The organism is Brevundimonas sp. AVps31 (assembly GCF_058681355.1).
The window spans coordinates 752604-774673 of record NZ_CM178736.1 but is presented as its reverse complement, the minus strand read 5'-3'; the positions used below and the strand labels follow the sequence as shown (position 1 = coordinate 774673).

General features: G+C 67.3%; 24 protein-coding genes and 1 riboswitch. Of the genes, 5 read left to right on the top strand and 19 right to left on the bottom strand.

Translation table 11 applies throughout. The features are described from left to right. Nucleotides 1-105 precede the first annotated feature (105 nt). Complete coding sequence (gene putA / locus ACW174_RS03670) at nt 106-3231, top strand: bifunctional proline dehydrogenase/L-glutamate gamma-semialdehyde dehydrogenase PutA (protein WP_492016349.1); 3126 nt, start codon at nt 106-108, stop codon at nt 3229-3231. Nucleotides 3232-3293: 62 nt separating this feature from the next. Here the strand turns inward: putA and map are convergent, their stop codons facing one another. From map to ACW174_RS03640, 6 genes are all read right to left on the bottom strand, one after another. After that, nucleotides 3294-4058 carry a type I methionyl aminopeptidase gene (map, locus tag ACW174_RS03665; RefSeq protein ID WP_492016348.1) on the bottom strand — a complete coding sequence of 255 codons (765 nt, stop codon included), beginning with the start codon at nt 4056-4058 and terminating at the stop codon, nt 3294-3296. Next, a complete protein-coding gene (locus tag ACW174_RS03660) occupies nt 4055-4267 on the bottom strand; it encodes a ParD-like family protein (protein WP_492016347.1) in 213 nt (70 codons plus the stop codon). The genes map and ACW174_RS03660 overlap by 4 nt, the downstream gene beginning before the upstream one ends. 57 nt (nt 4268-4324) lie before the next feature. Next, nucleotides 4325-4753 (bottom strand): hypothetical protein, encoded by a 429-nt coding sequence (locus ACW174_RS03655; protein WP_492016346.1) that lies wholly within the window; start codon nt 4751-4753, stop codon nt 4325-4327. A gap of 83 nt (nt 4754-4836) precedes the next feature. Continuing rightward, nucleotides 4837-5082: a hypothetical protein gene (locus ACW174_RS03650; RefSeq protein ID WP_492016345.1), complete on the bottom strand. Its 246-nt coding sequence runs from the start codon at nt 5080-5082 to the stop codon at nt 4837-4839. 46 nt (nt 5083-5128) lie between these two features. Continuing rightward, nucleotides 5129-6061: a hydroxymethylglutaryl-CoA lyase gene (locus tag ACW174_RS03645; protein ID WP_492016344.1), complete on the bottom strand. Its 933-nt coding sequence runs from the start codon at nt 6059-6061 to the stop codon at nt 5129-5131. After that, nucleotides 6058-7743 carry an ArnT family glycosyltransferase gene (locus tag ACW174_RS03640; protein WP_492016343.1) on the bottom strand — a complete coding sequence of 562 codons (1686 nt, stop codon included), beginning with the start codon at nt 7741-7743 and terminating at the stop codon, nt 6058-6060. The genes ACW174_RS03645 and ACW174_RS03640 overlap by 4 nt, the downstream gene beginning before the upstream one ends. Nucleotides 7744-7832: 89 nt before the next feature. On the opposite strand from ACW174_RS03640, the gene ACW174_RS03635 reads away from it, so the two are divergent. Then, nucleotides 7833-8561, top strand: coding sequence for a glycosyltransferase family 2 protein (locus ACW174_RS03635; RefSeq protein ID WP_492016342.1), 729 nt, complete (start codon nt 7833-7835; stop codon nt 8559-8561). A gap of 106 nt (nt 8562-8667) precedes the next feature. Beyond that, nucleotides 8668-9111: a hypothetical protein gene (locus ACW174_RS03630; protein ID WP_492016341.1), complete on the top strand. Its 444-nt coding sequence runs from the start codon at nt 8668-8670 to the stop codon at nt 9109-9111. Between the two features lie 138 nt (nt 9112-9249). On the opposite strand, the gene ACW174_RS03625 is transcribed toward ACW174_RS03630, so the two are convergent. From ACW174_RS03625 to trhA, 3 genes are read right to left on the bottom strand one after another with little or no spacing between them, the layout of a single operon-like run. Further along, nucleotides 9250-9609, bottom strand: coding sequence for a hypothetical protein (locus ACW174_RS03625; protein ID WP_492016340.1), 360 nt, complete (start codon nt 9607-9609; stop codon nt 9250-9252). After that, the gene (gene phaR, locus ACW174_RS03620) at nt 9606-10208 is read right to left on the bottom strand and encodes a polyhydroxyalkanoate synthesis repressor PhaR (protein ID WP_492016339.1); all 603 of its coding nucleotides are present in this window, start codon (nt 10206-10208) and stop codon (nt 9606-9608) included. The genes ACW174_RS03625 and phaR overlap by 4 nt, the downstream gene beginning before the upstream one ends. 56 nt (nt 10209-10264) lie before the next feature. Continuing rightward, entirely contained in the window at nt 10265-10984 is a 720-nt protein-coding gene (gene trhA / locus ACW174_RS03615; protein WP_492016338.1) for a PAQR family membrane homeostasis protein TrhA, read from the bottom strand. Between the two features lie 147 nt (nt 10985-11131). Between trhA and ACW174_RS03610 the strand changes: the two genes are divergently transcribed. Further along, complete coding sequence (locus tag ACW174_RS03610; protein WP_492016337.1) at nt 11132-12307, top strand: acetyl-CoA C-acetyltransferase; 1176 nt, start codon at nt 11132-11134, stop codon at nt 12305-12307. 96 nt (nt 12308-12403) lie between these two features. Here the strand turns inward: ACW174_RS03610 and ACW174_RS03605 are convergent, their stop codons facing one another. Then, on the bottom strand, nt 12404-12592 hold the full coding sequence (locus tag ACW174_RS03605) for a hypothetical protein (protein ID WP_492016336.1): 189 nt from the start codon (nt 12590-12592) through the stop codon (nt 12404-12406). A 179-nt stretch (nt 12593-12771) separates the two neighbouring features. Beyond that, on the bottom strand, nt 12772-13557 hold the full coding sequence (locus tag ACW174_RS03600) for a DUF2461 domain-containing protein (protein WP_492016335.1): 786 nt from the start codon (nt 13555-13557) through the stop codon (nt 12772-12774). Between the two features lie 87 nt (nt 13558-13644). Here ACW174_RS03600 and ACW174_RS03595 point away from each other — a divergent pair, with 87 nt between their 5' ends. Further along, nucleotides 13645-14322, top strand: coding sequence for a DsbA family oxidoreductase (locus ACW174_RS03595; RefSeq protein WP_492016334.1), 678 nt, complete (start codon nt 13645-13647; stop codon nt 14320-14322). Here the strand turns inward: ACW174_RS03595 and ACW174_RS03590 are convergent. From ACW174_RS03590 to ACW174_RS03555, 8 genes are all read right to left on the bottom strand, one after another. Then, on the bottom strand, nt 14319-15407 hold the full coding sequence (locus ACW174_RS03590) for an NAD(P)-dependent alcohol dehydrogenase (protein ID WP_492016333.1): 1089 nt from the start codon (nt 15405-15407) through the stop codon (nt 14319-14321). The genes ACW174_RS03595 and ACW174_RS03590 overlap by 4 nt on opposite strands. A 96-nt stretch (nt 15408-15503) precedes the next feature. Then, nucleotides 15504-16061 carry a hypothetical protein gene (locus tag ACW174_RS03585; protein ID WP_492016332.1) on the bottom strand — a complete coding sequence of 186 codons (558 nt, stop codon included), beginning with the start codon at nt 16059-16061 and terminating at the stop codon, nt 15504-15506. Between the two features lie 287 nt (nt 16062-16348). Then, on the bottom strand, nt 16349-16777 hold the full coding sequence (locus ACW174_RS03580) for a hypothetical protein (RefSeq protein ID WP_492016331.1): 429 nt from the start codon (nt 16775-16777) through the stop codon (nt 16349-16351). Between the two features lie 251 nt (nt 16778-17028). Continuing rightward, nucleotides 17029-17709, bottom strand: a complete 681-nt coding sequence (locus tag ACW174_RS03575; protein ID WP_492016330.1) for an NADAR family anti-phage protein — start codon at nt 17707-17709, stop codon at nt 17029-17031. Continuing rightward, a complete protein-coding gene (locus tag ACW174_RS03570) occupies nt 17709-18743 on the bottom strand; it encodes a phosphoribosyltransferase-like anti-phage protein (protein WP_492016329.1) in 1035 nt (344 codons plus the stop codon). The genes ACW174_RS03575 and ACW174_RS03570 overlap by 1 nt, the downstream gene beginning before the upstream one ends. A 49-nt stretch (nt 18744-18792) precedes the next feature. Beyond that, nucleotides 18793-20646 carry a phosphomethylpyrimidine synthase ThiC gene (gene thiC, locus ACW174_RS03565; protein ID WP_492017233.1) on the bottom strand — a complete coding sequence of 618 codons (1854 nt, stop codon included), beginning with the start codon at nt 20644-20646 and terminating at the stop codon, nt 18793-18795. Between the two features lie 144 nt (nt 20647-20790). Continuing rightward, nucleotides 20791-20900, bottom strand: a riboswitch (TPP riboswitch). Between the two features lie 36 nt (nt 20901-20936). Continuing rightward, nucleotides 20937-21491, bottom strand: a complete 555-nt coding sequence (locus tag ACW174_RS03560) for a phage tail protein (protein ID WP_492016328.1) — start codon at nt 21489-21491, stop codon at nt 20937-20939. Nucleotides 21492-21513: 22 nt separating this feature from the next. After that, a complete protein-coding gene (locus ACW174_RS03555) occupies nt 21514-22050 on the bottom strand; it encodes a phage tail protein (RefSeq protein ID WP_492016327.1) in 537 nt (178 codons plus the stop codon). Nucleotides 22051-22070: the final 20 nt, after the last annotated feature.

Below are 22070 nucleotides of genomic sequence, written 5' to 3'. Positions count from 1 at the left end.
CTCAGCCCTGTTCACCGAACGATCTTCGGCCTTGGCGGCCATCATACGATGCACATTCGGAGTTGTCGGCCATATATGCGCTAAGGCCTTTCAGGATCCTCGCCCATGACCACCGTCGCCTTCACCCCCTCGAGCGTCGCCGGCTGGGACACGCTGGACCACGGCAAATTCGCCGATGAGACCGCGACCGTGCACGGCCTGCTGGGCCACTCCCCGCTGGACGGGGCCGAGCGCGCCGCCGTCCTGGCCTCGGCCACCGACCTTGTCGAGCGCGCCCGGCGCAGCGTGAAGAAGCAGGGGGTCGTCGAAAGCTTCCTGCAGGAGTTCTCGCTGGGCACCCGCGAGGGTCTGGCCCTGATGTGTCTGGCCGAGGCCCTGCTGCGCACCCCGGACGAAGAGACCCGCGACCGACTGATCGCCGAAAAGATCGGTTCCGCCGACTGGGCCAGCCACCTGGGTCAGTCCGACAGCCTGTTCGTCAACGCCTCGACCTGGGGGCTGATGCTGACCGGCAAGCTGGTGGACGTGGACGAGGAGGCGAAGACTGACCTGCCGGGCTTCCTGAAGAGGATCGTCGGCCGTCTGGGCGAGCCGGTCATCCGCGAGGCCGTGGCCGCCGCCGTCCGCATCATGGGCGAACAGTTCGTGGTCGGCCGCACCATTGAGGCAGCGCTGAAGCGGTCCAACAAGGAAGGCTGGCTCTGCTCCTTCGACATGCTGGGCGAGGGCGCCCGCACCGCCCACGACGCCGAGCGCTATGAGAAGATCTACGCCGACGCCATCGAGGCGGTGGGCAGGACCTCGAAGGGGCAGGGGCCGGAGGTCGGCCACGGCGTCTCGGTCAAGCTGTCGGCCCTGTCGCCCCGCTATGAGGCCACGCATGAGGACCGCGTCTGGTCGGAGCTGTATCCGCGCGTGAAGCGCCTCGCCCTGATCGCGGCGAAATACGACATCAACTTCACCATGGACGCGGAGGAGGCCGACCGCCTCGCCCTGTCGCTGAAGCTGCTGGATCGGCTGGCGAACGAGAGTGAACTGGGCGGCTGGACCGGCCTCGGTCTGGCGGTGCAGGCCTATCAGAAGCGCTGCCCGGAGGTGATCCGTCGCGTCGCCGAGCTGGCGAAGACCTCGGGTCGTCGCCTGATGGTCCGTCTGGTCAAGGGCGCCTACTGGGACACCGAGATCAAGCGCGCCCAGCAGTTCGGCCGCACCGACTATCCGGTCTTCACCACCAAGGCCGCGACCGACCTGAACTACCTCGTCTGCGCCCGCCTGATGATCGAGGCCGCGCCGCATATCTACAGCCAGTTCGCGACCCACAACGCCCACTCGCTGGCGGCCGTCTACAGGATGGCCTCGGAGCGCGGCGTGAAGATCGAGTTCCAGCGCCTGCACGGCATGGGCGAGGCGCTTTACGACGCGGCGAAGGACGCCTTCGGTCCCGTGACCGTGCGCGCCTACGCCCCCGTCGGCGGGCATGAGGACCTGCTGCCCTATCTGGTGCGCCGCCTGCTGGAGAACGGCGCCAACTCCAGCTTCGTCCACGCCCTGCTGGACGAGCGCGTCCCGGCCGCCGCCGTCGCCGCCGACCCCATCACGACCGTCGAGGCCCACCCCGACCGTCACGCCAAGATCCCCGTTCCGAAGGATATGTACATGGACCGCCAGAACTCGCTGGGCCGCGACTACAGCCAGGCCGCCGACCGCGAGCGGCACGCCCTCGCCCTTGCGAAGGTGGACAGCGAGAAGCTGACCTCCGGGCCGATCATCGGCGGCAAGCTGAAGGCCGGGACCAATGCCCAGGACGTGACCAATCCGTTCGACAGGACGCAGGTGCTGGGCCATGTCTCGGAAGCCTCAGCGGCCGATATCGACGCGGCGGTCGACGCCGCCGCCCGCGCCCAGGTCGCCTGGGACCGCAAGGGCGGCGCGGGCCGGGCGCCCGTGCTGCGCGCCATGGCCGACGCGCTGGAAGCCGACATGGACCGTCTGGTCGCCCTGCTGTCGCGGGAAGCCGGCAAGACCCTGAACGACGGCGTCGCCGAGGTGCGTGAGGCCGCCGACTTCTGCCGCTACTACGCCATGCTGGCCGAGCGCGACTTCGGCGGCGCGACCGAGCTGAAAGGCCCGGTCGGCGAGATCAACACCCTGGTCCTGCACGGCCGCGGCGTCTTCGCCTGCATCAGCCCTTGGAACTTCCCCCTGGCCATCTTCACCGGCCAGATCGTCGCCGCCCTGGCCGCCGGCAACGCCGTGCTGGCCAAGCCCGCCGAACAGACCCCGCTGATCGCCGCCGAGGCCGTGCGCCTGTATTACAAGGCCGGTCTGGACGCGAACCTGCTGGCCCTCGTCCCCGGGCGGGGCGAGACCGTAGGCGCGGCGCTGGTCAGCCATCCCGGCATCGACGGCGTCGCCTTCACCGGCGGCACGGACACGGCCACCGCGATCAACCGCTCGCTGGCGGCCCGTCCGGGGGCCATCATCCCCTTCATCGCCGAGACCGGCGGCCTCAACGGCATGTTTGTGGACACCACGGCGCTGAAGGAACAGGTCATCGACGACGTCATCCTGTCGGCCTTCGGCTCGTCAGGTCAGCGCTGCTCGGCCTTGCGGCTGCTGTATGTTCCGCACGACGCCGCCGACGCCCTGATCGCCGGCCTGAAGGGCGCGCTGGCGGCGCAGGTCGTGGGGGATCCGACCGATCCGGCCACCGACATCGGCCCGGTCATCGACGCGGATGCCAAGGCCGCCCTCGACGCCCACCTGAAGCGACTGGAAGGCGACGCGACGATCATCGCCCGCGCCGAGCTGCCCGCCGGTTCGGAGAAGGGCCACCTGTTCGCCCCGACCATCGCCGAGATCCCGACCCCCGACTATCTCGAGCGCGAGGTCTTCGGCCCGATCCTGCACATCTGTCGCTACGAGCCGTCGAAGCTGAAGGAGACGGCGTCGAAACTGGCCGCCCGCGGCTTCGGCCTGACCTTGGGCGTGCACAGTCGCATCGAGGCCTTCGCCAATGAGGTGACGCGTCTGGTCCCGGCCGGCAATGTCTACATCAACCGCTCGATCATCGGCGCGGTGGTCGGCGTCCAGCCCTTCGGCGGCGAAGGCCTCAGCGGCACCGGCCCCAAGGCGGGCGGGCCCTACAGCCTGATCCGCTACGCCTCGGAAAAGGCCATCAGCAACAACATCTCCGCCCAAGGCGGCGACCCGGCGCTGCTGAACCTCTAGGTCGGCGTTCCGCGTTCACCTCTTCATCGCCCCTTCAAGGCGATGGAGGGGTGAGCCGCAGCCTAAGCCGCCGTCTCGTCCGCCCGCAGGGTCAGCACCCGGACGCCAGTCCTGGTCACCGCGACCGTGTGCTCGAACTGGGCCGACAGCTTTCCGTCGACGGTGCTGACGGTCCAGCCGTCATCGCCGGTTTCGACGCCCGCGCGACCCTGATTGATCATGGGTTCGATGGTGAAGGTCATGCCCTCGCGCAGGGTCAGACCCCGGCCCGGTTTTCCGAAATGCAGGACTTGCGGGTCCTCATGCATCTCGCGCCCGATGCCGTGACCGCAATAGTCGCGCACAACCGAATAGCCGGCCTTCTTCGCATGGCTCTCGATGGCGAAGCCGATGTCGCCCAGGGTCGCGCCCGGCTTCACGGCGCGGATGCCCTTCCACATCGCCTCATAGGTCGCCCGCACCAGCCGCCGCGCGGGCGCATGGACGTTGCCGATCATATAGGTCTTGGAGGAGTCGGCGATGAAGCCGTCCTTCTCCAGCGTGATATCCAGATTGACGATGTCGCCGTCCTTCAGGATCTCGTCCGCGGACGGCACGCCGTGGCAGACGACCGCGTTGATCGAGCAGTTCAGCACGAAGCCGTAGCCGTACTGACCCTTGCTGGCGGGCCGCGCCTTCAGGTCATCGACGATATAGGCCTCGACCCTGTCATTGATCTCCAGCGTGCTCATCCCCGCCAGCGGCAGGGTGTCGATGTGGGCGAAGACCGAGGCCAGCAGTCGCCCGGACTCCGCCATCAGCTCGATTTCGGCAGCCGTCTTGATCACGCGGCCACCGTCGCAGGCGAGGCGGCGTCCACCCCCGCCGCCCTCAGTTCGCGGGCGGCCAGTTCCTGGAATGTCAGACCGGGGTTCAGCTCGCCGAGCATGCCGATCCGAAGCCAGAAGGCCGCCTGACCGTTGATCGACCGGCACGACGCCTTGCTGGCCCGACGCAGCTGTTCGTGCAGTTCGTCCTCGATGTTGACGATGCCCATGGGCGGTCTCCGAATATACGTTTCGTATATGCGGCGTATCCCATCAGGGCGCGGATCTCAAGGCGTCGAACCGCGTGGGGTCAGGGTGGCGGCGCCGATATGCATGCTGCCGAAGGGGATCAGGCGATAGCTGATCCGCGCCGCGCCCGTGAAGCCGCCGTTGCGACGCCCGTTCAGCGTATAGGTCATCCGGGCGTCGTCCATGCGCAGGGTGATGACCAGCGCGCCCCGGTTTAAACGACAGTCCGCCGTCTCGCCGTCGACCACGCAGCCGATCCCGGACGCGCCCCGGGCCGTGACGCTGACCGGCATCTCCAGCCGCCCGTTGCGGGTGCTGATGGTGACGCTGCCGTCTTCCGCGGGTGTCAGTCGCAGGGTCCAGGCGCCCAGAACCTCGGCGCGTTGAACCGCCTGCGCGTGGGCTGTTCCCGCCATCGCGAGTCCCGCCGCCAGCATCGCGACGCCCAGTCGTCCCTGTCCCGTCATGTTCGCCCCGGTCCTGTTCGACGAACGCTAGGCGGCAAGGCGGGTCCTTGGCGAGTGAACTTTTGGACAGGCCTCAGCCGGGCTCAGTCGTCGCGTGGGTCGAAGCTCTTCTCTTCCGTCAGCGGGGCGATGAACAGCCGGTCACAGCGGTCATCGTCGTCCGTCAGCGGAATCACTTCGAAGCCGTCGGCGGAGGCCTCGACCTCTGCGGCAAGGGTGCGGAACTCGGCTTCATGGCCTTCGCGGCCATACAGCAGGAAGCCGTCCTTGGCGTCGATCACGCCATAGGCCGGGCCGCCCTCCAGGAGGGTGTCGATATCCATGGTCATGGGAGGGGAAAAGCGAAACCTTTGATCCGGTTTCAAACGGTGAAGGTCAGCCCTTCGGCCAGCCGCCCGCCCGGCTGAGGGCGCTCGGGGCCGGGCGGCCGATCTTCTCGCCGATCCAGCGGGCGGCCCCGATCAGGGCGTCGAGATCGTAGCCCGTCTCGAAGCCCGCCCGTTCCAGCATATAGACCAGGTCCTCGGTGGCGATGTTGCCGGTGGCGCCGGGGGCGAAGGGGCAGCCGCCGATGCCGCCGACCGAGGCGTCCAGGATGTCCACGCCGGCCTCCACGCCTGCATGGGCGTTGGCCAGTCCGGTGTTGCGGGTGTCGTGGAAATGCAGGCGCAGGACGGCGTCCGGCGCGGCCTTGCGGGCGGCTTCGACCTTGCGGGTCACGGCCCAGGGATCGCCGACGCCGATGGTGTCGGCCAAGGCGATCTCGTCCACGCCCAGTGCGGCGATGCGTCCGACCAGATCGGCGACCTGATCGACCCCGACCTCACCGTCGAACGGGCAGCCCCAGACGCAGGACAGGGTGGCCGAAAGGGACGGGGCGGCGCCGGACGCTGAACCGGCGTTGGCGCGACCGGCGATGATTCCGGCCAGCATCTCGACCTGCTGATTGACCGTCAGGCCCTGGTTCTTCAGGCCGAAGCCGTCGGTGGCGGACATGGCGACGTTGACCTCGTCCACCGCCGTGCCCAGCGCCCGGTCGTAACCCTTGCCGTTCAGCACCAGACCGATGCGGCTGCGGCCTTCAACGCGAGGCCCGCCCTCGCCGGAAAGGGCGGCCATGACCTCTTCCGCGCCTGCCATCTGGGGCACGTATTTGGGATGGACGAAACTGACGGCCTCGATCCGCCGCGCGCCCGCGGCTTCCAGCCGGGTTACGAAATCGGCGCGGACGGCCGGGGCCAGAACCGCCTTCTCGTTCTGCAGGCCGTCGCGGGGACCGACCTCGACGATGGTGATCTTGCGGCTCAAAGCGGAGGCTCCACCACGGCCGGGGCGGGGCTGTCGGCGGGGGGGGCGTAGATGAACAGGTCCACGTCGTCGCCCTGCGAATAGTTGCGGCCGCGGACCTCGCCGACCGCGCGACCCGCGACGCCGATCCGGGCGGTGGCGGCGCGGAAGGCATCGGCCTGTCGCCCCTCGACGATGGCGGGGCGCCCCTCGGCCAGCGCCTTGGCCGCGCCCTCGGCATCAGTCAGTTCAGTATCGCGGCCGGTCAGGAAGACGAAGCTGGGCTCGTGATAGCCTGCGATGGCCACCGGCCCGGGCCGCCCCTGACGCGGGTGCAGGTCATTGGCGTAGAGCATCCGGTCCAGTTGGGGCGAGACCGACAGGGGGCGCAGCTGGCGCAGGGTCCCGGCCAAGGCGCCGTGGGCGACCACGCCCAGAACGATACTGGCAATCAGCGCCGTCACCGCCGCCCGGTGCATCAACAGGAAGGCCCCGATCAGGGCCGCCAGCACGGCGAAGACGATGGTCAATGTGGCCCAGCTCTGGGCCGTCGACTTGCCGAACTCGGTCAGGCCGTAGATCACCCCGACCGCCAGCAGCACCCCGACCAGAACCGTCAGGATGGCCCCGGTCCAGCGCGACACCTTGCCGATGGGCCGGGTGAGGGCGGCCGCCGCCAGCAGGGCCAGCGCCCCGAAGGTCGGCAGGTTGTAGTGAATCAGCTTGGTGGGGGTCAGCTCGAAGATGATCCAGGCCGGAACCAGCCAGCAGATCGCAAAGCGGATCGCGGGTTCCGCTCGCCTGTGCCAGCCTGTCGAGACGGCGGCGGGCAGCAGCAGGGTGGCCGGGAAGAAGGTGATGAGGGCGGCGATCAGATAGTAGCCCGGAGGCGCGCCGTGGCTTTCGTGGCCGCCCGCGATCTTGGGCGCCAGGTCGCCGGCGATGGCCTCGCGCCAGAAGCCGCCGTCGGTGGCGATGGTGATCGCGATGGCCCAAGGGCCGACCAGCAGGGCGACCAGCGGCAGGCCCCAGCCCCAGCCAAGGCGCTTCAGCCAGCGGAAGTCGCGGTCCCAGACCGACAGAAGCAGCATGGCGGGCGCGATGACGATCAGGCCGATGGGACCCTTGATCAGGATCGACAGGCCCAGCCCAAGCCAGAACATCAGCTTGTGCGGCCGCAGCGGCGCCTCCCCGGCCCTCGACGCCAGATAAATCCGCGCCAGTCCCGCCATGGCCAGGGTCACGGCCCCGCACAACATGGCGTCAGTCTTGGCGATGCCGGCTTCCGTCGACAGCAGGAAGGAGGCGCCCATGATCGCCCCGGCGAGGAAGCCCGCGCGGTTGCCGAACATGGCCTGACCGACCCAGGCCACTGCTGCGGCGGCCATCATGGCCCCGAGGATGGAAGGGATGCGGTAAGGCTGGATGTCCCGGTTCTCGACCTTGGAGGTGGCCGCCACGGCGACCGCCTGCATCCAGTAGATGCCGACCGGCTTCTTCCAGCGGGGGTCATTCTGGAAGCGGATGTCGACGTAGTCGCCGCTCTCCAGCATCTGGGAGGTCGCCTGGGCGTAGCGGCTCTCGTCCCGGTCCAGCGGCGGAAGCAGGGCCAGAACCGGCAGGCCCGCGAACAGGGCGACAAGCGCCGCCAGCAGGGGGCCGCGCCATCCGGCGATGTATTTGTCGAGGTCGGGACGGATCATGGGTTGGTTCTATCACGCCGGTTCCGGCCCCGTCATCGGTGTGCTGAGCAAGTCTCCCGTCCGCCGTCAAAACCGGCTAGAGAGCGAGCATGACCGAAGCCGTTCCCGACATCTCCGTCGTCGTTCCCGTCCATGACGAAGAGGGCGCCGCAGGCCCGTTGGCCCGCGAGATCGCCGCCGCCTTCGTCGGGCGGGCCTTCGAGATGGTGTTCGTCAATGACGCCTCGAAGGATCGGACGCTGGAGGAGTTGCGCGCGCTCCAGGCCGAGCTCCCCATGCTGCGGGTGCTGAGCCACAGCGCCAACGCCGGCCAGAGCCGGGCCGTGCGGACCGGCGTTCTGGCGTCTCGGGGCGCGATCGTGGTCACGTTGGACGGCGACGGGCAGAACCCGCCGGCCGACGCGCCCAGGCTGGCCGACCTGCTGGCCGCCTCGCCGCCGAACGTGGCGCTGGTGGGCGGCGTGCGGGCGAAACGGCAGGACAGCGAAGCCAAGCGCTGGGCCTCGCGCTGGGCCAATCGCATCCGTCGGAAGCTGCTGGGCGATGACGCGGACGACACCGGCTGCGGACTGAAGGCCTTTCGCCGCGACGTGTTCCTGCGCCTGCCCTATTTCGATCACGTCCACCGCTACCTGCCCGCGCTGATGATCCGCGAAGGGTTTGAGAACCGCTATCTGGACGTCGATCACCGTCACCGCGAGACCGGTCGGTCCAAATACACCAACTGGGGACGGCTGATGGCCTCGGTCTCGGACCTGCTGGGCGTGATCTGGCTGAAATCGCGGTCGCGCAAGCCGGGCGCGATCAGCGAGTTCTGAGGGCGTTCGCCCGTCGGGAGAGTGGGCGTAGCCGTATGGAGCGAACCGGGTTATCTATAGTTAACAAGCGCGGCTGTTATGGGCCGTGGATGCTGGAGCCCCTGCCATGCTGATCGCCCTGCCGCTGCTGGTGATCCCGGTGATCCTGTACAACATCGTGGTGCTGTCCAGCCTGGTGGGCGGCGGCGACCAGACGGGTCTGGCGGCAGGCGGCGCGGACGCCATTCTGCGTGACCCGATGTTCTCGATCCCGATGGCGTCCGGCACAAGCTGGAACGTCGGCGTCGGCGACCTGATCCTGTTCCTGGCGCTGATCCTGCTGTTCTTCGAACTGCTGAAGTCAACGTCGAGCCAGAAGGTGGCGATCGTCAATCACGCCCTGTCGATGGTGCTGTTCATCGGCGTGCTGGTGGAGTTCCTGCTGATCAAGGGCTTCGCCACCTCGACCTTTTTCCTGATCGTGGCGATGGTCATGCTCGACGTGCTGGCAGGCTTTATCGTCACCATCATCTCGGCCCGGAAGGATCTCGATTTCGGCGGCGGGGCCTAGCCGCGCCTCGTTTCAGGAGAATCCGACGAAGATCAGGGCGACGACGGTGATGTCAAAAGCGCGGGTCAGGATCTGAAGCATGGCGGGGTCCGGAACGGGTCGATCTGACCCGCCCACAGCAAGGACCGTGCCGCTTTCCTAGATGTCGGTGTCTTCCGCCCGGCCCGGCTTGGGACGGCGTTCGTTGGCGCCCGAATGCTCGGTTTCGAGATAGGCGCTGCGGGCGGCGTCCAGCACGGGCGGGCCGCCCTTGAGGCCGCGTCGCTGGCCGCTTTGACCGATCATCTGGGCCGCGAAGATGGCCGCCGAGCCGTCCGAGGGCGGCAAAGGCGCGGGGTTGGGGGCAGGTCTTGCCGGGGGCTCGGCGTCCTGTGCCGGAAGGCCCGCGGGGACCAGCGCCCGCGAGGCGGAGGCCGCACGGCGCTCCGCCGCCCGACGGTCCGCGGCGCGGCGGTCGCGGCCCTCGACCGGACCGATGCTGCGGACCTCGTCGGTCATCCCTTGGCCAGCTTGTCCAGCTGGGCGCGCATCTCATCCATCTGGCGGCGCATCTCGTCCAGCGGGTCCGCACCGCCGGCGGCCGGAGCCTGCGCGGGGGCGTCGGTCTGGGCGGGCGCGGCCTGACGGGCGACGCCGTTGAAGCCCGGCCACATCTTCATCGCCTCGGCGAACATGGTCATGTTGCGCTTGACCGCCTCGTCCATCAGCCCGGCGCCCGGCGTGCCGCCGAAGGCGCGCGAGAACTGGCCGCGAATCTGCTCCTGCTGGCGGGTGAAGTTGTCCAGCGACATCTCCAGATAGGAGGGCAGGACGCCCTGCATCTGGCCGCCGTAGAAGCCGATCAGCTGACGCAGGAACTGGACCGGCAGCAGGGCTTCGCCCCGGCTCTCTTCCTCGAAAATGATCTGGGTCAGGATCTGACGGGTCAGGTCCTCATTGGTCTTCGCATCGAAGACCACGAACTCGGTCCCCTCGCGGACCATCCGCGCGAGGTCTTCCAGTGTGACGTAGGCCGAAGTCGCCGTGTTGTAGAGCCGCCGGTTGGCGTACTTCTTGATGACGACGTTGTCTCCCGCACCGGACTTCTTGTCAGCCACGCGCTGTCCCCGTTCCTGTTGCAACGCCACAGTGTCCGCGTTGCGAGTGCGAAAGTCTAGCCAGCCCCGACGGTTGCGGGTGCGAGAACCACTCCGACCAGCACGGCGGCCCAGTGAACGGTGGCGCCGGTGACGACGAAGCCGTGCCAGATGGCGCGGCGGAACTTCACCTTCGGGCTGATGAAGACGAAGACCCCCGCGGTGTAGATCACGCCGCCGATGACCAGCAGGGCCAGGGCCGCGGGGTGGACGGTGTCCATCATCGGTTTCAGCGCCACAACCGCCAGCCAGCCGAAGGCGACATAGACGCAGCTCCAGAAGGTGTCGGACAGGCGCGGCAGGACCACCTTGGCGAAGGCGCCGGACAGGCCGACGGCCCAGACCAGCAGGGTGAAGCCGATGGCCCACCAGCCCTCGAAGCGCTGGGTCGTGAAGGGGGTGTAGCTGCCCGCGATCATCAGGAAGATGGCGGCTTCGTCCAGCCGTCGCAGGATGGGCCGGGCGGCGCAGGGACGGGTCTGGTTGTAGATGGTCGAGGCCGTCAGCATGGCGATCAGGCAGAGCGCATAAATCGCCGTGGAGACCGTTGCGCCGACGCCCGAGTACAGCGCCGCCAGTACGGCCAGCACCACCCCGCCTACGGCGGCCAGGGTCAGGCCGACGACGTGGACGACCAGATCGGCGGTCTTTTCCGCGGGCGAGACATAGTGCTCGATCATGTCGAGCTCGTCTGGCGTACAGACGTGACGGAGAAGCCGTTTCAGACGCATCAGCATGGCCCTTTCTAAGCCCGCACGCCGTACTTCGTTCCGGCGAAACTGGGCCCGGCGCGGTGACCATCCGGTGAACGGCGCGCAGGGGGCTGACGAAGCGGCCGCGATGCGGCAAAAGCGCCACAAGATTATTCCCCGTGGAGTGAATTCATGTCCGACGTCGTCATCGTCTCCGCCGCCCGCACCCCCGTCGGCAGCTTCATGGGCGCCCTGTCCAGCCTGTCCGCCGCCCAGTTGGGGTCGGTCGTCATCAGGGCCGCGCTGGAGCGGGCCGGTGTCGCGCCCGACGAAGTCGACGAGGTCGTGCTGGGCCATGTGCTGCAGGCGGCGAACGGGCAGGGACCCGGACGGCAGGCCTCGATCGGCGCCGGCCTGCCCAAGGAGACGCCGGCCTGGACCCTGAACCAGATCTGCGGCTCGGGCCTGCGCGCGGTCGCCATCGGCGCCCAGCAGATCGCCACGGGAGACGCCCGTATCGTCGTCGCGGGCGGTCAGGAGAGCATGAGCCAGGCGGTCCACGCCCAGCAGCTGCGCGCCGGTCACAAGATGGGCGACGTGACGCTGGTCGACACCATGATCAAGGACGGGCTGTGGGACGCGTTCAACGGCTATCACATGGGCCAGACGGCGGAGAACATCGCCGCCAAGTTCGACATCGCCCGCGAGGCCCAGGACGCCTTCGCCCTGGCCAGCCAGCACAAGGCCGAGGCGGCGCAGGTCGCGGGCCGGTTCGATGACGAGATCGTTCCGGTGGTCATCACCGGGCGCAAGGGCGAGACCGTCGTCGACAAGGACGAATACATCCGCCACGGCGCGACCCTCGAGGCGATGGAGAAGCTGAAGCCCGCCTTCAACAAGGAAGGCAGCGTCACCGCCGCCAACGCTTCGGGCCTGAATGACGGGGCGGCGGCGCTGGTGCTGATGAGCGCGGACGACGCGCGGGCGCGGGGACTGGCGCCGCTGGCGCGGATCGTCTCGTCGGCCACGGCGGGTGTCGATCCGGCCGTGATGGGCACCGGTCCGATCCCGGCGTCGCGCAAGGCGTTGGAGAAGGCGGGCTGGACCGTCGCGGATCTGGACCTGATCGAGTCCAACGAGGCGTTCGCGGCCCAGTCGCTGTGCGTGGTCAGGGAACTGGGCCTCGATCCGGCCAAGGTGAACGTCAACGGCGGCGCCATCGCCATCGGTCACCCGATCGGGGCGTCGGGGGCGCGCATCCTGACCACCCTGCTGTTCGAGATGCAGCGCCGCGACGCGAAAAAGGGTCTGGCGACCCTGTGCATCGGCGGCGGTATGGGCGTCGCCATGTGCGTGGCGCGGGACTGAGATTCAGATGTCAAAGACCGGAGCCCTGATCCGGGCTTCGGTTCAGTGAACCATGCGCCTGCGTCATTTCTGGACGTAAGGGCCGAGCCCGGGGCGTCAGATCTCGCGGGCGAAGACGTCGAGCGGCTGGCCGGCGTGGTGAAGTTCGACCCGGCTGTAGTCGCGGGTCAGCAGCAGGCGGACCCGGGCCAGCTCGCGCGCCTCGACTTCATCACAGGCGTCGAGGGGCTCTTCGACAGGGGTGTCGCCCGAGATGTAATGCAGGCGAAGGCTGAAGGCGGACATGGTCTTTCCCGGATTGGAGCGGGAGTGTTCGAACAACCCCGTACAAACGCGGGGGCGGACCAATATCTCTCAGCCGCGACGCGCTCTGTAACGCTTGGGCTCGCGGTCCGGAGATAATGCCCCGTCCGGGGCGAAAAAGCCAGCTTTCTCCGTTGTGTACGCTAGCTGACAGACCGGCGTCAGGCGGCGCGGTCGAGGGCGGACCAGCCGAAATCCAGCAGAGGACGCGCGTCGGCGGCGACCTCGGCGAGAATGTCGGGCAGGTCCGGCGAGGCGATGTCGGCGCCGGTGAGGGCGCGCGAGACCAGCCAGCGGGTGCGCTTCAGCGCGGGCTCCAGATCGGTCCCGGCCTGGGCCTCGAACCCCTTGGGCATGCGCTTGACCGGCGCGCCCGGATCGAGGGTCAGGCCGGCCCCGGCGAGCGCGGCCTCGACCGCCGCCCAGCGTGCCGGTTGGGCGACCATGAAGCGGCGCACCGCGTCGATCTGCGGCCGCTCGTCCAGGTAGAAGCCGCAGGCGACGAAGGGGCCGTGGCCGAACGGGCCGTCGTTGGCCTCGGCCGTGACCGCCGACGGATGGGTCGAGGGATCCAGCGGGTCGATGCTGTCGGGGTCGAAGCCCGGGCGGCTGCCGCCCTCGGGCTCGATATGGATGTACATCATGCCCGGCGACATCTTCTGGCCGTCGCGGGTCAGGGTGGCCGAGACGTGGGTCTTGTACGGCGACTTGTCCCTGGCGAAGCGGGTGTCGCGGTGGATGCGGAAGACGCTGCGCTTCGGGTCGCCGGACAGGGGCAGGTCGCGGGCCGCGCAGGCGGTCGAGGTGGCCGCGATCAGGTCGGCCAGGGCGGGCTTGAGGCCTGAATCATAGGCGGCGCGGTGGGCGGCGAACCAGTCGCGGTCGTTGTGGGCGGCCAGTCCGGTGAGGAAGGCCAGGTCGGCGGTGGCGAAGCCGGAGAAGGTCATGGGCCTATCCTAGGGGCCGGAGCGTTGCGGGTGAAGCGGGGCTTCCCATATGCGACTGACACCGTTGCAGACCCCGGATACGCCGCCATGAGCAAGCCCCTGAAGATCGATTTCGTCTCGGACGTCGTCTGCCCCTGGTGCGTGGTCGGCCTCGGCGGGCTGGAGACCGCGCTGGACAAACTCAAGGCCGAGGGCATCGAGGCGGAGATCGCCTTCCACCCGTTCGAACTGAACCCGCAGATGGCGCCCGAGGGCGAGAACATAGTCGAGCACATCGGCCGCAAATACGGCTCCACCCCCGAACAGTCGGCGGCGAACCGCCAGATGATCACCGACCGGGCCGCCGAGGTCGGGTTCGAGATGAAGATGACGGCGGACAGCCGCATCTGGAACACCTTCGACGCCCACCGCCTGCTGCACTGGGCGGGGGAGACGGCGCCGGAGGCCCAGCCGGCGCTGAAGAAGGCCCTGTTCCGCATCCACTTCACCGAGGGCCGCAACCTGACCGACGCGGGCGAACTGACCGCCGCGGCCGAGGCCGCCGGGCTGAACCGCGCCGAGGCCGCCGAGGTGCTGGCCTCCGACCGCTATGTGCAGGCGGTGCGGTCGGAGGAGGCCCTGTGGTCGTCGCGCGGGATCAGCTCGGTGCCCGCCGTGGTGGTGGAGGGCAAATACCTGATCTCGGGCGGCCAGCCGCCGGAGGTGTTCGAACAGGCCCTGCGCAACATCGCCAGGGAAGAGGGGGCGGCCGCCCCCTCCGCCTAGCTGAGGCTCTTCATGTCGATGACGTAGCGGTATCGCGCCTCTCCGTTCTCGATCTTCACATAGGTCTCGTTGATGTCCTGGATGTCGATCATCTGAACCTCGGGCGCGATGCCGTTGGCGGCGCAGAAGTCGAGCACGTCCTGGGTTTCGTCCAGATTGCCGATCAGGGACCCGGAGACGCTCTGGCGGCGGAAGGCCAGCTTCGAATTGTCGACGCCGTCGATGACGTCGAGGTTGCCGACCACCACGATGTCGCCGTCGCGCTTCATCAGGTCCAGCAGGGGGCCGACCTCATGCTTCTCGGGCACGGTCGAGAGGATGAAGTCGAAGGCGCCCTTGAACGCGGCCAGGCCGGTCTTGTCGGTGGACAGGACGGCGTTGTCGGCGCCCAGGGCCTTGGCCTCGTCCAGCTTCTCCGGCGTGGAGGTCAGGACGGTGACGGTGCAGCCCATGGCCTTGGCCAGCTTGACCGCCATATGGCCCAGCCCGCCCAGGCCCAGAACGGCGACGTGATGCTCCGGCCCGATGCCCCAGTGCTGCATCGGCGACCAGGTGGTGACGCCGGCGCACAGGATGGGGGCGGCGGCCTTGGGGTCGAGCCCCTCGGGCAGGGTCAGGACGAAGTCCTCGGGCACCACCACCAGGTCGGAATAGCCGCCGTAGGTGTTGTCGCGCTCGGCGCCGTAGGTGTTGACGCCGTCCCCGGTCTCCGTCGCCGGGGTCATCGGGCCGTTGTAGGTGGCCAGCCAGCCGTTGGGGCCCTCGCAGTAGTTCTGGTCGCCCTGGCTGCAGGGCTCGCACTCGCGGCAGCTGTCGATCATGCAGCCGACCCCGACCAGGTCGCCTTCCTTGAAGCGGCTGGTCGCCGAGCCCGTTGATTTGATGCGGCCGACGATCTCGTGGCCCGGGACGCAGGGGTAGAGGGTGTTGGCCCACTCGTTCTTCACCTGGTGGATGTCGGAGTGGCAGACCCCGGCGTACAGCACCTCGATCACCACCTCATGGTCCTGGGGCTCGGGACGTTCGATCTCCATGCGTTCGAGTTTCGACAGCGCCGTCTTGGCGCCCCAGGCGATGGATTTCATGACGGTCTTTCCGGAAGGGATCGGGGAGGACCGGTGAAGCTGTCGGCGGCGGGGGTGGTTCCGTAAGGCGGAGGTGGGCGGGCGCGCGGACCGGGCCTAGCGGAAGCCCCGGCGGAGGCCGAATTCACCCTGGAAGGGGTCATCCGCGCCGGGCTCGCCCGTCCGAAAAATTCGCTCCGATGCGTTCGCTTCGACCGCTTCGACCGCATCGATCGCATCGACCGCATCGACCGCGTCCTCCTCGGCGAGCCAGCGCTGCACCTCGTCCTCCTCCAGATCCATGGCCAGCCGGACCCGCCGCCAGCGCAGGGCGCCGGCGGCGTCGCCGCGCAGCACCGCCCGCATCATCCGGCGCGAGGCCACCCAGGACAGGTCGCGGGGGTTGATCTTGTCGAGATCGCCGGCGATCTCCGCCTCCAGCGCCTCGCCCTCATCCGGCGCGAGGTCGGCCGCGGGCCGCCAGGGCTGGTCCACCCGCCGCCAGTGCTCGAGGGCGGCGCGGCGATACAGGGCGGTCAGGCCGACCCCGTGGCGCCGACAGCAGGCCCGCGCGGAAAGCCCCGCCCCATAGTCGTCGCGCACGGCGTCCCACACCTCCTGCGGCGCCACCCGCCGCCCCCGATCCGTCGCCCCGACGGGACCTCCACCCTCCATGACTGCGCCTCCTCCGCGATAAAGGCGGGGATGGTAAACCGGCGATACGTCAGAATTGGTCGTGTGGGGGGGAGGCAGCAGGGGGCAGGCAGCAGGCAGCAGGAAGGGAGGCAGTAGGCAGTAGGCAGTAGGCAGTAGGGAGTAGCGAGTAGGCCGCAGGCAGCAAGGCAGCAAGGCAGCAGGGCAGCAGGCGGCAGGCAGCAGCAGTGGGCGGGGTGTGGCGGGCGAAAGATCGCGGGGTTGGCGGTCGCGCAGGCGCCTTCGCCTACTGCCTACTGCCTACCTGCCTACTGCCTCTCTGCCTTCTCCCCCGCCCGCGCGGCCTGCTCGTAGTCCGCGATGGGAAACTGGGGCGCGTTGCAGGCGGAGGTGGTCAGGACGCCGTCCTGGACCCGGGCCAGGATCGTATAGTCCCGGTCGGCGCTGAACCGGACGCCGCACAGGGCCTCGTCGGTGGCGTGCATTACCGCGCGCGTCGGCAGGGCCTCGCCCTTGATCGTTCGGCGGACCTCGAACCGGGTCATGTGCATGGTGTGCGGGTAGTCGTCGCCCATGGCGTGGTTGGAGAAGGACGTCATGCGGCCGACGAACATCACATCGGCCTCGGCCAGCTGTTGCGCGGCGCTGTCATAGCGGACGCAGCTGCAGGCCCAGGCGGCGCCGGCGGCAAGGGTGGCGACGGCGACGAGGGCGGGGAGGAGAACGGGAACGCGCATGGGGGAAGGGAGCGCGGGCGATGTGGCGGGGTGATGGCGCGGCTTACGCCGCCTTGCCGGGGGGCTTGGGCTTCAGCATGGCTCACCCCTTCCTTCTCCCGCAGCCATCGAGAAGGGAAGCGGCGCCGGATTGACGAACCGGAACACCTCCGCCCGCTCGCGCAGGAAGCCGTTCATGAAGGTGGTCTTCCCGGTGCCGTTGGGTCCGGCGAGGAGGACGAGGGTGAGCGAGAAACGAACTATGAGGACAGCTACAGAAGGCGCCCCGGACAAACGCGCTCGCTATCGAATGTTCCATTATTCGAGCTTATGCGTTTATCGCGATCGTTACTCGAAGAACGATTTCGGTCGATTGAAAAAATTCCAATGGGTTTATCAAACAATAGAAACTCTGAGATGTCAGGCGGTTCAACGGAATTAAAATATTCAATATCTCTAGTCTTAAAGTCTTCCCGAAGCTCCATTAGCAAGCGCCCTAATACGTTCATGCCTACCAATGTGCCGTCAGGCTGCTCTGTAGCGCCCCAGAAATCTTTCCGGCGAACCTTTTTCTCAACAATTGGCATTTCTTTGGTCGAGAGAAGGAGGTCGCCAAATGTGTGTCGGTTCTGCGCGAGCTTAAGTCGTAAGCACCAGCGCATGATTTTGACGCGGACTGTTTCCCAATCTTCGCGCGTATCCGCTCGAAATGGCTTGCTCCGCATCTTCGCAGTCATTGGGCTCAAGTCGTCAATAATTTGCCGCTGCACGTCTGGGCGACTGGGAAATCGGCAAGCTTGATAAAGCGCCTCGGAGGTCCGAATACGCGCGCCGTTCACAATAAGTGGGAACCCCGGGGCCATGTTCGAAAGCCCGCCAAAACGCTCGTTCGTTTTCAGAAAGACAGCGCTTCTAGCTGGGTCATACGTTCGCATGTGGCTAGGGTCAGCCATCAGAACTCCTCCTTCGCCAACATCGCCATAAAGCGTTTCATCGATGTGTCACTATTGGTTGTGCGAGCGAAAAGCGGCAGCCATGGGTCACCAGCCCAAAGTGCAAGTGGTGCGTTGTTTGGGCAGTTTCTGAAAGTCACTACCATAGACCCGAACCCTAGGGTTTCGAGTATCATGTTGCCGAGTGGGCGCTGATATTGGTTTAGGTGCGAGCACATTTCCCGAATCCGAACTCCGGCTTTCAAGAACTCAGTTTCCAGAAGCTGACGGCCAGCGTCGCTCGAAAATATTGCGTTCTGTCCCACGCCGCCCGCAGTGCGCAGATTTGGCGGATATCGCATTGCAGCCACGTAAGCTTTGACGCCTGCATCATCGGGTATGCTCACAGGCCGGAGCACATCGGAGTTTGACGTGTTTGACTTCCGATCCTCCAGCTCGATAGCTCGCCACCAAGTCAAATCTACGGTTTTGCCAGCGGCTTTTGCCGCCTCTTGGATTTTTCCGTTCGCGTAGTACTGGCTTCCGCTATGAAGGGCGATCGTAACGATGTGCAACCTGGACTTCGCGGGAGCTTTGTTTGCGATCCAAATCTCGAGGTCCCGCCTCACACGGTTCCCCGTAAAGATGGCGTCGTCTAGATAAAGAAAAGCGCTAGGATCTGCACCACAGTCCGTTGTTCCGAAGCCACATTTTTTCTGCAGCAGCGTATCGAAAAGAGCGAGCATTTCCCTTTGGCTCGCTCCCCCGCCTTGAATGTCGAGGAACCGTACGCTTTTCCAGAAGGCGCATGGATCGTCACCTACCAACTTCTCAGTCTTGAAGAGGCCCGCCAAGAATTTCCGGGTTCCTGACCTCGAAAAATAGGTCGTCTTCAGTACGTGATCGATCTCTCGCAACAGGGGAACCTGGACTGCAGCGTCGAACTGATTGATCCAATTTTCGACATGCTGGGGTGATGGAGCGGCAAGGTCGCCTTGACGATAATCAGCAGTTGTTTCTGCTATTGAAGCGCATAGATCGTCCCGCTCAGCCATACGCCCGCTCTCCCCCGAAAGTTGTACGATTTCATGAGTCGCCGAAATCTCACACCTTCACCTCCACCACCCCGCCCCCGGCCCGGAACTTGGCCGACATCTCCGCCATCCCGGCCTCCGCCTCGGCGGCTGAGGCCTGGGCGCCGAGGCCCAGCGAACCCCCCGCATCATTCTGCGCCGCCGCATCCCGGCGGATGTCCTGGCTGATCTTCATCGAGCAGAATTTCGGCCCGCACATCGAGCAGAAGTGGGCGGTCTTGTGGGCCTCCTTGGGCAGGGTGGCGTCGTGGTATTTGCGGGCCGTCTCGGGGTCGAGGCCGAGGTTGAACTGGTCTTCCCAGCGGAACTCGAACCGGGCGCGGGACAGGGCGTCGTCGTGCAGGCGGGCGGCGGGGTGGCCCTTGGCCAGGTCGGCGGCGTGGGCGGCGATCTTGTAGGTGATGACGCCGTCCTTGACGTCCTGACGGTCGGGCAATCCCAGATGTTCTTTTGGCGTGACGTAGCAGAGCATGGCCGTGCCGAACCAGCCGATCATGGCCGCGCCGATGGCGCTGGTGATGTGGTCGTAGCCGGGGGCGATGTCGGTGGTCAGCGGCCCGAGCGTATAGAAGGGCGCCTCGTGGCAGTGCTTCAGCTGCTCATCCATGTTCGCCTTGATCTTGTGCATCGGCACGTGGCCGGGGCCCTCAATCATGACCTGGCAGCCCTTGGCCCAGGCGATCTTGGTCAGTTCGCCGAGGGTGCGCAGCTCTGCGAACTGGGCCTCGTCATTGGCGTCGGCGATGGAGCCGGGGCGCAGGCCGTCGCCGAGCGAGAAGCTGACGTCATAGGCCCGCATGATGTCGCAGATGTCCTCGAAATGCTCGTAGAGGAAGGACTCGCGGTGATGCGACAGGCACCACTTCGCCATGATGGAGCCGCCGCGTGAGACGATGCCGGTGACGCGTTTGGCGGTCATCGGCACGAAGGGCAGGCGGACGCCGGCGTGGATGGTGAAATAGTCGACGCCCTGTTCGGCCTGTTCGATCAGGGTGTCGCGGAACACCTCCCAGGTCAGGTCCTCGGCGATGCCGTTCACCTTCTCCAGCGCCTGGTAGATCGGCACGGTGCCGATGGGGACGGACGAGTTGCGGATGATCCAGTCGCGGATGTTGTGGATGTTCCGGCCGGTCGACAGGTCCATGACGTTGTCGGCGCCCCAGCGGGTGGCCCAGACCAGCTTGTCGACCTCGTCATCCACGGAGGACAGGACGGCCGAGTTGCCGATGTTGGCGTTGATCTTCACCAGGAAGTTGCGGCCGATGATCATCGGCTCGACTTCGGGGTGGTTGATGTTGTGCGGGATGATGGCGCGGCCGCGGGCGATCTCCTGACGCACGAACTCCGGCGTGACGAAGTCGGGGATCGAGGCGCCGAAATCCTCGCCGTCGCGGATGCAGGGGGCGGTCTGCTCGCGGCGCAGGTTCTCGCGGATGGCGACGTATTCCATCTCGGGCGTGATGATGCCGGCCCTGGCGTATTCGTACTGGGTGACGGGGCGGCCCTCGACGCCCTTGAAGACGCGGTGGTTGGAGACGTCGAAGCGGGGGGCGAGGTGGCGGCCGGAGGCGTGGCCGTTGTCCTCGGGTTTCACCTCGCGGGGGTTGCGGACGGGGGCGATGTCGCCGCGGTCGAGCTGCCAGCTGGACTTGACCAGGGGCAGGCCCTTCTTGATGTCGATGGTGACGGTCGGGTCGGTGTAGGGGCCGGACGAATCATAGATGGTCACCGGCGGCTCATTGGCCGAGGGGTGGACGGCGACCTCGCGGAAGGGGACGCGGATGTCGGGGTAGAGCTCGCCGGCGACATAGACCTTGCGCGACCCGGCGCGCTCGCCGGTCGGGATGGTCCCCGTCTCCTTCATCACCTGCTCCCGCGCGTCTTTGAGCGCCAGATCCACATTGGGTTCTTCGGGCAGGGCGGGGGGCGTGACGGAGATGTTCATGGCGGCCTCAAACGTTGAGGGCTCCGCCGACGTCGGGCGTGCCGGTCCCGTGGCGTGAAGCCGGGGCCGGAAGCGTACTCATCCCTTCGCCGGCATGACCCGGATCAGGTTCGACGGGTCAGAGGAGAAACCTCTATCTCAGCCGCTCGCTTGCGACCCCCCGGAGAACGGGCGGAAACTGCGCCCGATGAACGGAAGGGTCAAGCGGGTCAGGCGTCGGGCCGCGGCGGAAAGGCGCCGCTGATGCAGATGCAGACGCTGGCGGTGAGGGCGGGCTGGAGCACTTCGAACGCCATGAAGTCGCCGACGGGGACGAGGCCTTCGAGCGGCTTGGTCTTGTCGTCGCGCGGCGCATAGATGTTGACGATGCAGTCCTGACCGATCTCGTCCAGACCGCCGGACTGGCCGAGCAGATGGGTGGCCTTGGCGACGTTGCTGTTGGCGTTTGTCACCGTGGCGAACAGGCCGTGGATGTGCGGCGCCAGGTTGGGCTCCTTGAGCGTGACCGCCACATCGCCGCCGGACTGACCGACCGCATAGGTCACGCCGGAGGCGGTCGAGGCGCCCTGACCGATGATGGTGCGGCCCCGGGCGTCGGGCACGCCGACGGTGGTGACCCCGTCCCCGCCCCAGGTCGAGCCCAGCAGGGTGGCGAGGGCGGTGTACTGGTTGGCGGGAAGGACGGCGCCGTCGCACAGTTTCCAGTCGCGCGGGGCGAAGGCGAAGGCGAAGGGCTGAAGGGTTCCGACGAAGGCGTCGCTCATGACTGGCGCTCCTGTGACCGGATCACGGCCGCGACGGCAGGACGCCGGACAGGCAGATGCAGTAGCTGGCGACCAGATAGGGCTGCATGACGCTGAACGGCTGGCCCGCGCCGGCGATGCCGATGGCGGTGTTGGACAGGCCGGTCTGGGCGGGCGCGGGGCCGTAGATGTTGACCGAGATGCCGTCGCCGCTGCTGTCCGCCCCGTTCGCCGCCGCCAGCACCATGCCGGAGCCGGGGGTGGCGGAGGTCGCCGCGGCGGTGGTGGCCATCAGGCCGTGGGAATGCTGGGGCAGGTTGGCGTTGGTCAGGGTGACGGACTCCTGCCCGCTGACGCCGCCGACGGTGTAGCGGCCGCCGGGATCCTGGGACAGCAGGGCGCGGCCGCCGAGATTGGGCAGGCCGACGCTGGCCCCGCTGGTTCCACCGTAGGTGTTGCCGATCAGGCTGTAGAGGGCCGCATACTGGGCGAGCGGCAGGGTCTGGCCCTGACACAGGGCCCAGCCGCGGGGCGCGAAGCTGAAGGCGAACGCCTGAATGGTCCCGACGAAGGCTTCCATCTGATCTCTCCAGGGCCGCG

Coding starts and splice junctions, on each gene's coding strand:
- ACW174_RS03660 (WP_492016347.1), bottom strand. CDS start 4,267: ATGGGCATCGTCAACATCGAGGACGAACTGCACGAACAGCTGCGTCGG.
- ACW174_RS03655 (WP_492016346.1), bottom strand. CDS start 4,753: ATGACGGGACAGGGACGACTGGGCGTCGCGATGCTGGCGGCGGGACTC.
- ACW174_RS03630 (WP_492016341.1), top strand. CDS start 8,668: ATGCTGATCGCCCTGCCGCTGCTGGTGATCCCGGTGATCCTGTACAAC.
- ACW174_RS03605 (WP_492016336.1), bottom strand. CDS start 12,592: ATGTCCGCCTTCAGCCTTCGCCTGCATTACATCTCGGGCGACACCCCT.
- ACW174_RS03625 (WP_492016340.1), bottom strand. CDS start 9,609: ATGACCGACGAGGTCCGCAGCATCGGTCCGGTCGAGGGCCGCGACCGC.
- ACW174_RS03580 (WP_492016331.1), bottom strand. CDS start 16,777: ATGCGCGTTCCCGTTCTCCTCCCCGCCCTCGTCGCCGTCGCCACCCTT.
- ACW174_RS03575 (WP_492016330.1), bottom strand. CDS start 17,709: ATGGCTGACCCTAGCCACATGCGAACGTATGACCCAGCTAGAAGCGCT.
- ACW174_RS03555 (WP_492016327.1), bottom strand. CDS start 22,050: ATGGAAGCCTTCGTCGGGACCATTCAGGCGTTCGCCTTCAGCTTCGCG.
- thiC (WP_492017233.1), bottom strand. CDS start 20,646: ATGAAGGAGACGGGGACCATCCCGACCGGCGAGCGCGCCGGGTCGCGC.
- ACW174_RS03640 (WP_492016343.1), bottom strand. CDS start 7,743: ATGATCCGTCCCGACCTCGACAAATACATCGCCGGATGGCGCGGCCCC.
- ACW174_RS03600 (WP_492016335.1), bottom strand. CDS start 13,557: ATGACCTTCTCCGGCTTCGCCACCGCCGACCTGGCCTTCCTCACCGGA.
- ACW174_RS03560 (WP_492016328.1), bottom strand. CDS start 21,491: ATGAGCGACGCCTTCGTCGGAACCCTTCAGCCCTTCGCCTTCGCCTTC.
- trhA (WP_492016338.1), bottom strand. CDS start 10,984: ATGCTGATGCGTCTGAAACGGCTTCTCCGTCACGTCTGTACGCCAGAC.
- ACW174_RS03635 (WP_492016342.1), top strand. CDS start 7,833: ATGACCGAAGCCGTTCCCGACATCTCCGTCGTCGTTCCCGTCCATGAC.
- ACW174_RS03585 (WP_492016332.1), bottom strand. CDS start 16,061: ATGGAGGGTGGAGGTCCCGTCGGGGCGACGGATCGGGGGCGGCGGGTG.
- ACW174_RS03610 (WP_492016337.1), top strand. CDS start 11,132: ATGTCCGACGTCGTCATCGTCTCCGCCGCCCGCACCCCCGTCGGCAGC.
- ACW174_RS03650 (WP_492016345.1), bottom strand. CDS start 5,082: ATGACCATGGATATCGACACCCTCCTGGAGGGCGGCCCGGCCTATGGC.
- ACW174_RS03590 (WP_492016333.1), bottom strand. CDS start 15,407: ATGAAATCCATCGCCTGGGGCGCCAAGACGGCGCTGTCGAAACTCGAA.
- putA (WP_492016349.1), top strand. CDS start 106: ATGACCACCGTCGCCTTCACCCCCTCGAGCGTCGCCGGCTGGGACACG.
- ACW174_RS03595 (WP_492016334.1), top strand. CDS start 13,645: ATGAGCAAGCCCCTGAAGATCGATTTCGTCTCGGACGTCGTCTGCCCC.
- ACW174_RS03570 (WP_492016329.1), bottom strand. CDS start 18,743: ATGGCTGAGCGGGACGATCTATGCGCTTCAATAGCAGAAACAACTGCT.